Annotated in this window: 10 protein-coding genes; 9 read left to right on the forward strand and 1 reads right to left on the reverse strand. The window is 46.7% G+C overall.

The window, feature by feature from the left end; genetic code table 11:
* The first annotated feature begins 23 nt into the window (after window positions 1-23).
* The 9 genes from B7Y67_RS01445 to B7Y67_RS01485 all read left to right on the forward strand — a co-directional run bounded on the left by B7Y67_RS01445 (window position 24) and on the right by B7Y67_RS01485 (window position 8,046).
* On the forward strand, window positions 24-995 hold the full coding sequence (locus tag B7Y67_RS01445; RefSeq protein ID WP_293596988.1) for a glycosyltransferase: 972 nt from the start codon (window positions 24-26) through the stop codon (window positions 993-995).
* Window positions 996-1,865: a formyltransferase gene (locus B7Y67_RS01450; RefSeq protein ID WP_293596989.1), complete on the forward strand. Its 870-nt coding sequence runs from the start codon at window positions 996-998 to the stop codon at window positions 1,863-1,865.
* A 46-nt stretch (window positions 1,866-1,911) separates the two neighbouring features.
* Complete coding sequence (locus B7Y67_RS01455; protein WP_293596990.1) at window positions 1,912-2,958, forward strand: bifunctional UDP-4-keto-pentose/UDP-xylose synthase; 1,047 nt, start codon at window positions 1,912-1,914, stop codon at window positions 2,956-2,958.
* A 12-nt stretch (window positions 2,959-2,970) separates the two neighbouring features.
* Window positions 2,971-3,888 carry a polysaccharide deacetylase family protein gene (locus B7Y67_RS01460; RefSeq protein WP_293596991.1) on the forward strand — a complete coding sequence of 306 codons (918 nt, stop codon included), beginning with the start codon at window positions 2,971-2,973 and terminating at the stop codon, window positions 3,886-3,888.
* 32 nt (window positions 3,889-3,920) lie between these two features.
* The gene (locus tag B7Y67_RS01465; protein WP_293596992.1) at window positions 3,921-4,388 is read left to right on the forward strand and encodes a peroxiredoxin; all 468 of its coding nucleotides are present in this window, start codon (window positions 3,921-3,923) and stop codon (window positions 4,386-4,388) included.
* A gap of 234 nt (window positions 4,389-4,622) precedes the next feature.
* Window positions 4,623-6,299, forward strand: a complete 1,677-nt coding sequence (locus B7Y67_RS01470) for a PhoH family protein (protein WP_293596993.1) — start codon at window positions 4,623-4,625, stop codon at window positions 6,297-6,299.
* A complete protein-coding gene (locus tag B7Y67_RS01475; RefSeq protein ID WP_293596994.1) occupies window positions 6,280-6,819 on the forward strand; it encodes a C40 family peptidase in 540 nt (179 codons plus the stop codon). The genes B7Y67_RS01470 and B7Y67_RS01475 overlap by 20 nt, the downstream gene beginning before the upstream one ends.
* A 107-nt stretch (window positions 6,820-6,926) precedes the next feature.
* Complete coding sequence (locus tag B7Y67_RS01480) at window positions 6,927-7,748, forward strand: mechanosensitive ion channel family protein (protein ID WP_293596995.1); 822 nt, start codon at window positions 6,927-6,929, stop codon at window positions 7,746-7,748.
* A 31-nt stretch (window positions 7,749-7,779) separates the two neighbouring features.
* Entirely contained in the window at window positions 7,780-8,046 is a 267-nt protein-coding gene (locus B7Y67_RS01485) for a hypothetical protein (protein WP_293596996.1), read from the forward strand.
* Window positions 8,047-8,139: 93 nt separating this feature from the next.
* Here B7Y67_RS01485 and dnaB read toward each other — a convergent pair whose 3' ends face one another.
* Window positions 8,140-9,513, reverse strand: a complete 1,374-nt coding sequence (dnaB, locus tag B7Y67_RS01490) for a replicative DNA helicase (protein ID WP_293596998.1) — start codon at window positions 9,511-9,513, stop codon at window positions 8,140-8,142.
* Between the last annotated feature and the right edge of the window lie 7 nt (window positions 9,514-9,520).

The raw sequence follows: 9,520 nt of genomic DNA on the forward strand, positions 1-9,520 counted from the left end.
GCAGAATCAGGCAAAATTACAGCATGACTGCAAATTTAGCTACCCAAGCCTGCAATCCCACACTTAGCATTGTTATCCCCGTTTATAACGAGGAAGATGGTCTTCAAGCACTCTTTGATCGCCTATACCCTGCACTAGATATGATGGCTAGCAAGCGCAACATTGCTTATGAAGTGGTGTTTGTAAATGATGGCAGCAAAGATCGCTCCGCTGGCATCCTAGCCAAACAAGTTGAGCTGCGCCCTGATGTCACTCGTGCAGTCTTATTTCACAGCAACTTTGGTCAACACATGGCCATCATGGCTGGCTTTGAATATTCCCGTGGCGAATATATCATCACCCTCGATGCCGATCTGCAGAATCCGCCTGAAGAAATTGATGCTCTGGTAAATGAATTACGCAAAGGTCACGACTACGTTGGCACTATCCGCGCTAATCGTCGCGACAGTTTCTTCAGAAAATTCGCTTCCCGTGCGATGAATCATTTACGCCAGAAAATCACACGGATCACAATGACTGACCAAGGGTGCATGCTGCGTGGCTACAGCCGTCGCATCGTTGACCTAGTACGTCAGTGCGATGAAAGCAATACCTTTATTCCAGCCCTGGCCTATACCTTCGCATCTAATCCGACTGAGATTAGCGTCAAACATGAAGAACGCTTTGCCGGCGAATCTAAATACAGTCTGTATCAACTTATTCGCCTGAACTTTGATTTGGTGACTGGATTCTCCGTAATGCCTTTGCAGATTTTCTCGATTCTGGGAATGTTGCTGGCAATGGCTGCAGGTAGCCTGTTTATATACCTCTTAGTTCGCCGCTTCGTTCTAGGCGCTGAGGTTGAAGGGGTTTTCACACTCTTCGCCCTCACCTTCTTCTTAATTGGTGTAATGCTATTTGGCCTTGGCTTACTCGGTGAATATATTGGCCGCATCTACCAACAGGTTCGCGAGCGTCCACGCTATGTTGTGCAAACTGTTTTAGAGAAAAAATAATTGCACGCAGTCGTCTTTGCTTATCACGATGTTGGTGTTAATTGCCTCAAGGCATTGCTGGGTGCAGGCATTGAGATTGATCTAGTGGTGACTCATCAAGACGATCCCAATGAGAATGTCTGGTTTGGAAGTGTTGCCAAACTTTGTGAGGATAAAAAAATTCCTTACATCACACCAAATGCAAATCAGTTAATGGATCTTGTGCCGCAGATTCAGAAACTGGCACCCGATTATCTCTTCTCCTTCTACTACCGTCATATGATTCCGCCTGAGCTCTTGGCCTGTGCCAAGATTGGCGCCTTGAATATGCATGGGTCACTGCTACCAAAGTTTCGTGGGCGGGCACCAGTCAACTGGGCCATTCTGCACGGAGAAACTGAAACTGGCGCCACATTGCACATCATGGAATCCAAACCAGATGCAGGAGACATTGTGGGGCAATCAGCCGTCTCAATTGGCTCCAATGAAACCGCCACAGAAGTGTTTGGCAAAGTCAGCAAAGCAGCGGTTATCGTAATGAATCAGGTATTATCCGAGCTTGTTCAGGGCCACATCCCCAGAAAACCCAATTATCTGGCTCAGGGAAGCTATTTTGGCGGCCGCAAGCCTGCAGATGGTCAAATTCTGTGGAATAAGACAGCTCAGCAGGTTCACAACCTCGTCAGAGCGGTTGCACCCCCCTATCCCGGGGCTTTTACCGACTGGGAAGGTCAACGCAGGATTGTGTCTCGCACCAGCCTAGAAGGCCCATTCCCGGGGGAGCTAGATCTTCAGGCTCCCGGTATCCAAGTGGTTGATAATCAAGTATTCGGCGTTTGTGGCGACCAAAAAGCAGTAGCGATACTGGACTGGTTCCCAGCTAACAGCTAACAAATTAAAAGTAGCACTCTTTAGATTAAAAAACGAGGCAGTAAAGATGAAAAAAGTACTCATTCTTGGCGTAAACGGTTTTATCGGTCACCACCTTTCAAAGCGCATCCTTGAGACAACCGATTGGGATGTCTATGGCATGGATATGCAAAACGATCGCCTTGGTGATTTAGTAAACCATCCTCGCATGCACTTCTTTGAGGGTGATATCACTATCAATAAAGAATGGGTTGAATATCACATCCGTAAATGTGACGTCATCCTGCCTTTAGTGGCAATTGCGACACCAGCAACTTACGTTCAGCAACCGCTCAAAGTATTTGAGCTCGACTTCGAAGCCAATTTGCCCATCGTTCGCTCAGCCGTTAAATACAAAAAGCATTTGGTGTTTCCATCTACATCTGAAGTCTATGGCATGTGTGAAGACGGCGAATTTGATCCCGCTAAATCCAATATGGTTTATGGTCCGATCAATAAACCACGCTGGATCTATGCTTGCTCTAAGCAATTGATGGACCGCGTGATCTGGGGTTATGGCATGGAAGGTTTGCGCTTTACCCTCTTCCGTCCGTTTAACTGGATTGGCCCTGGTCTGGATAGTATTTACACACCAAAAGAAGGCTCTTCCCGCGTAGTGACGCAGTTCTTGGGTCATATCGTTCGTGGTGAATCTATCAATGTCGTAGATGGCGGCGCGCAGAAACGTGCGTTTACTTATGTTGATGATGGTATCGACGCCTTAATGCGCATCATCGATAACAAAGATGGTATTGCTAATGGCAAGATCTACAACATTGGCAATCCAAAGAACAATCATTCTATTCGTGAACTCGCCAATCAGATGTTGGAGATTGCTCGCAGTATTCCGGAGTACGCAAAGACAGCTAATGAAGTGAAAATTGTGGAAACAACTTCTGGCGCTTACTACGGCGAAGGCTATCAAGACGTTCAGAATCGCGTTCCTGCAATTGACAATACGATGAGTGAATTAGGTTGGAAGCCAACAACCAATATGAGCGATGCGTTGAAGAATATTTTTGAAGCCTATCGGGAAGATGTAGAAAAAGCGCGTCACTTGGTTGACAACGAATAAGCTCCAAGGTTCATGGCTAAGATTGCACTCAAGGTAGATGTTGATACCTTACGCGGCACCAAAGAAGGCGCCCCTAATCTAGCCCGTACGCTTGAACGCTTTGGTCTTAAAGCCACTTTCTTATTCAGCTTAGGCCCCGACCATACTGGCTGGGCACTTAAGCGAGTTTTTAGACCGGGCTTTCTAAAGAAAGTGAGTCGCACTTCTGTTGTTGAGCACTACGGCATTAAGACTTTGCTCTACGGCGTCCTACTTCCCGGTCCAGACATTGGTAAGCAAGCTGCCACCGAAATGCGTGCGATTGATGCTGCTGGCCATGAAACTGGAATTCACACTTGGGATCATGTGGCTTGGCAAGATGCCGTGCGCAATCGTGATCCCGAGTGGACTAAGGCACAGATGCAAAAAAGCTGGGATCGTTTTATGGAGATCTTTGGTCACCCACCAGTTACTTATGGTGCAGCTGGCTGGCAAATGAATGAAGCTGCTTTTGAGCAACTGGATCAATGGGGCATTAAATATTCTTCCGACGGCAGAGCTGAACCTAACTTGATGCCTTATCGTTTTGAACTTCCATCTGGCAAAGCAAAACATGTCCAGTACCCTACTACCCTCCCCACTTTTGATGAGTTAATTGGCATTGATGATGCCGATGAGTTTGGCGCTGTTAAGAAGCTACTAGAAATCACCCAAAGCAATCCGAATGACCAGGTCTTCACACTACATGCCGAGCTCGAAGGTCAGAAGCTTCTACCAGCCTTTGAGCAACTCTTGGCAGGCTGGCTGAACCAAGGGCACGACCTAGTTACGATGGGTGAGCTTCATCAATCTTGGGAAGCCACCAAGCAACTCGATAAAATAGCCGTACAGCCCATCACCTGGGGAGAGATTCCCAACCGAAGTGGCGAACTCATTTTGCAAGCCGTATAAGTAGCACTAAAGTTAATTAAGAGAGCCTCATCATGACAGTAGAAATCGGTAAACCAATGCCCCAGTGCGCAATCCCAGCAACATCGGGGCTGACCTTTACACCAGATTCAGCCAAAGGCAAAAAACTGGTTATCTACTTTTATCCAAAAGACATGACCCCTGGTTGCACTGCGGAGTCCGGTGAATTCCGTGACAATATTGAAGCCTTCGCCAAGGCCAATACTTTGATCGTTGGTGTATCTCGAGATAGCCTCAAATCTCACGACAACTTCCGCAGCAAACTGGAGTTGCCATTTGAGCTCGTTGCCGATACCGAAGAAATCTTATGCCAACTCTTTGGCGTGATGAAGATGAAGAATATGTACGGCAAGCAGGTTCGCGGTGTTGAGCGCAGCACCTTCCTTTTTGACTCTTCGGGCAAGCTCGTTAAAGAGTGGCGTGGACTTAAGGTTCCAGGGCATGTGACAGAGGTATTACAAGCCGCTCAAGTTACTAAATAATTTTTAAATTAATTTAATCCGGGGTACTTGCAAAGCCCAAAATTTGGGGTAAAGTTGTTTATATGCACCGTAAACGACGGGAAAGTCTAACAATCCGTTTGACTCATCAGCCTGAATACTTAACAGCAGGCTCGGTAAACAACCCCCGCCGTTTTACAGATCGTTTTGCACCCAGTTTCGTTATAAACCGTCAATGCAATCCGCTTGGCGGTTTTTTCTTTTAGGAGAGTATGCATGCCATTGCCCCCAATCCCAACTCAAATTGCTGGTCAAGTAAAAATTAGCAGTAAAGATACTCCAAATTTAAAGAAACGTCCTGCACCAGCGAAAACCGTTTCGATGGAAAACCATACTCCTGATTGGGCGACAGATGCAGAGGAGGATCTTTCTGCCGCTGAAGTGGCGCTCGAGAAAATCAAAGGTGATCGTAGGCCAACAGTAACTCGTAGTGAGCGCGGCGATAACAAAGTGGCTAGCGTTCCAGAAAAGCCAAAGCGCATTATTCGCACTGGCCCTCCAAGCCTCTTTGTCCTCGATACCAATGTATTGATGCATGATCCGAGCTCTCTGTTCCGCTTCTCCGAGCATGACCTTTTCTTGCCAATGACCACTCTGGAAGAATTGGACAACCACAAGAAGGGGATGACTGAAGTTGCGCGTAACGCGCGTACTGTCAGCCGCTCTCTAGATCAACTGGTCGCCGGGACTAGCGGCACATTAGATGAAGGCATTCCACTCAATAAGCTTGGCAATCAAGATGTTTCAGGCCGCCTCTTTTTCCAGACCAAACTCACCACCCAAGCATTACCAGAGGGATTGCCTGAAGGTAAAGGTGACAACCTGATTCTTGCTGTTGTGAGCGAGCTCCAAAAGACGCGTAAGGGTCAAGAAGTTGTTTTGGTATCCAAAGATATCAATATGCGTATTAAGGCTCGTGCATTAGGTCTGCCTGCTGAAGATTATTTCAATGACCAGGTGCTGGAAGACCGAGATTTAATGTATTCCGGAGTCATGGCATTGCCAGCAGACTTTTGGCCAAAGCATGGCAAAGATATGGAAAGCTGGGCTGACGGTAAATCCGGCACGATGTTTTATCGCGTAAACGGTCCTTCGGTTCCGAGCATGTTAGTCAATGAGTTTGTCTATCAAGAAAATCCAGATGGCTCGACTCCATTCTATGCTCAAGTAAAAGAGATAAATGGCAAGACCGCCCTACTTCAAACCTTGAGAGACTTCTCTCATCAAAAAAATAATGTGTGGAGTGTTACTGCCCGTAATCGCGAACAGAACTTTGCCATGAACCTGCTGATGAACCCAGATGTGGATTTCATCACCTTGTTGGGTCAGGCGGGTACCGGTAAAACCTTGCTGGCCTTGGCTGCTGGCTTGGAGCAAGTACTTGATAGCAAGCGCTATAACGAGATCATCATTACCCGCGCCACCGTGCCCGTTGGTGAAGACATTGGATTTTTACCAGGTACAGAAGAAGAGAAGATGCAACCTTGGATGGGTGCATTTGATGACAACCTCGAGGTGTTGCAACGCAACGAGGATGGCGGTGCTGGCGAATGGGGTCGTGCCGCTACACAAGAATTGATTCGTTCACGTATCAAAGTAAAGAGCATGAACTTCATGCGCGGCAGAACCTTTGTCAGCAAGTTTGTAATTATTGATGAGGCGCAAAACTTAACCCCTAAACAAATGAAGACTTTGGTCACTCGAGCAGGTCCAGGCACCAAGATTGTTTGTTTAGGCAATATTGCGCAGATCGATACGCCTTACTTAACTGAGGGATCCTCAGGTCTAACGTATGTAGTGGATCGCTTCAAAGGCTGGCGTCATGGTGGACATGTGACTCTAGCCCGCGGAGAACGTTCACGCCTTGCGGATCATGCTGCTGACGCACTCTAAGCAACCCCTCTCATGCCGCACTCTAATGGGGTGCGGCATTTTTATTTGCGCCCTAGCAATACTGTCGGGTTGTAGCAGCTTTAGCTCAAAAAATAATGCAGTTAAAGTTTCTCAGTTCAAGCAAGACACGAGTGTAGGCACAGAAGACATCTCTATTGCAGCAGTAGGTTTGGTTGGTGTGCCATATCGCTATGGTGGCAACAATCCTAAAGGTGGATTCGATTGCAGCGGTCTGATTGCTTACGTTTACAACAAGTCGGCTAATATAAAACTGCCGCGGACTATTCAAGAGATGAGTAATCGGGGTCAAAGCGTAGATAACGGGCCACCTGCACCAGGAGATTTAGTTTTTTTTAATACTACTGGCGCAAAGTACTCACACGCGGGCATCTATGTAGGGCAAGGCAGGTTTGTCCACGCTCCAAGTGCTGGAGGAACCGTGCGCCTGGAATACATCACTACGCCATACTGGGCGGCTAGATTTACTGAGGCTAGAAGACTGACATCTTCGACTCAGTAATTAACTCGATGATTATCTCAATAGCCACTATCCTTTCAGATGCATATTAGAAATAATCCTTTATAGAATTTATTTGCAAAAGCCTTCCACAGCATAGGAATTAAGCAATGAAAGAATTAGATTTAGACCGCATTCAAGAGATTTTGGTCGCTGCAGCAACCGATATCGGCCTCAAGATTTTGGCTGCAATTGCTTTTTGGGTTATTGGCCGCTGGTTAATTGGCATCTCTTTAAAGGTGATTCGCAGGGGGCTTGAAACTCAAAAATTAGACCCAACGATTCTTCGTTATGTAGGCTCTATTGTATCTGTCACTTTGAACATTCTTCTAGTTATTGGAATCCTGGGTTATTTCGGTATTCAGACAACCAGCTTTGCCGCCTTAATTGCAACTGCCGGCATTGCAATCGGTGCTGCATGGGCAGGATTACTCTCCAATTTTGCTGCAGGTGTATTTGTAATCGTGTTGCGCCCTTTCAAAGTAGGTGACTTTGTTACTGCAGGCGGCATTACTGGTACCGTTAAAGAGATTGGCCTATTCTCATCGACTATCTATACACCAGATAATATTGCCACTATGGTTGGCAATACGAAAATTTTAGCCGACACCATTCAGAACTTTAGTCATAGCCCCTATCGACGCGTTGATCTCAAGTACCAACTATCTGGCGCGGCAGATCAAAACGCTGCGATGGCGCTTCTTCGCGAAAAGATTGCCTACATTCCAAACGTATTACAAGATCCAGGTGTTGAGGTAAATATTTTGGAATTTAATTTAGTTGGTCCAGTACTAGCCGTTCGTCCTTATTGCAACAATAATGACTACTGGCAAGTCTACTTTGATAGTAACCGCGTTATGAGCGAGTCCCTAACTGCAGCAGGCTTCCCCGCTCCAGTGGCCACTCAAAATATGGTGATGAAACAGAATTAACTTTTGCGGCAACCAACCAGGAGATGTTCACATGAAGAAAATTATCATCGCTTTAAGCATTGCATTCAATTTTTTAATCCCATCGCTTGCTTTTGCAGATCAAGCAGCCTGTGAAGCCAAAGCAGTTAGCAAAGAAGGTAAGCCACTCTACGGCGCTGCTAAAGATGCATCTATTAAGAAATGTATGGGGGATGCCAAGCCCAATGATTGCGAAGCTAAGGCAGTCAGCAAGGATGGCAAGCCGCTGTATGGCGCTGCTAAAGCTGCATCCATTAAGAAGTGTGAGGGCAGCAAGTAAATACCCTTCTCTTTAAGTTAAAAAGCCTCGTAATGCGAGGCTTTTTTATTCTGATTTGTTGTTGCTGATTTGTTTCAGCATTCTGCTTTTGACTTAGAACGGTTCGTATCCACCAGAGGAGTAGCCAACTGATCCCATCGCCAAGTTGTCGAACTTGGTATACGGACCCTGCCAGCTTAAACGCACAGTACCAATTGGTCCGTTACGCTGTTTGCCGATAATGATCTCTGCCATACCTTTGTCTTGCGTTGTATCTGGGTGATACACCTCATCACGATAGATGAACATAATTAAGTCGGCATCTTGCTCGATCGCGCCTGACTCTCGCAAATCAGACATGATTGGGCGCTTATTCGGGCGTTGCTCAAGACCACGGTTTAACTGTGACAAGGCAACAACTGGACACTGCAATTCTTTTGCGAGCGATTTAAGAGAGCGTGAGATTTCAGAAATCTCGGTTGCGCGGTTCTCAGAACCAGAGCCGCTCATCAACTGCAAGTAATCAATCACAACAAGGCCAAGCGTTCCACCAAAGTTACGCGCGATACGACGTGCGCGTGCACGCAGTTCTAGACTTGATAAGGCACCTGTCTCATCAATCAAAATTTGGGTATTACTTAAACGAGCAATCGCATCAGTAACGCGTGGCCACTCATCATCTTGCAACTTGCCGGTACGCATGCGACCTTGATCAACGCGCCCCACTGAACCCAATAAACGAGCTGCCAATTGCTCACCCGACATCTCCATTGAGAACACAACGACTGGTAATCCTTCGGCCAATGCGACGTTCTCTGCAATATTAAGTGCGAAAGCTGTTTTACCCATCGACGGTCTTCCAGCAACAATGACTAAGTCGCCTTTTTGCAGGCCGCTAGTTTGTTTATCAAGATCAATAAATCCAGTTGCAATTCCGGTGATGTCGCTTCCACCTTGACGGTTGTAAAGCTCATCAATACGAGCAACAACGGTTTTGAGCAAGGGCTCAATCTCGAGGTAGTCTGCTTTGCGACTACCCTCCTCACCAATTTGGAGAATGCGGGATTCCGCTTCATCCAAGAGTGTTCTGACAGAGCGACCCTCTGGAACAAATGCAGAGTTGACAATGTTGTCAGATACTTCGATCAGGCGACGCAGAATGCTGCGGTCACGAACAATGTCTGCATAGCCTTTAATGTTCGCTGCACTTGGTGTGCTTTGCGCTAACGAATTGAGGTAATCAATACCAACTAAATCGCCACCTTGCTCAGACTTAACAGCCTCATGAACAGTAATGACGTCAGCGGGATGATTGTCGCCAACTAAACGCTGAATGACCTTGTAGATCAAAGCATGTTCAGGACGATAGAAATCTTTATCAGTTAACACACCACCCAGGCGATCCCAGGCTGTGTTATCGATCAGTAGACCGCCGAGCAAAGATTGCTCGGCTTCTACAGAATGCGGCGGTACTTTTAAGGCCTGCAAGGCTGCA

The organism is Polynucleobacter sp. 35-46-11, assembly GCF_002281105.1.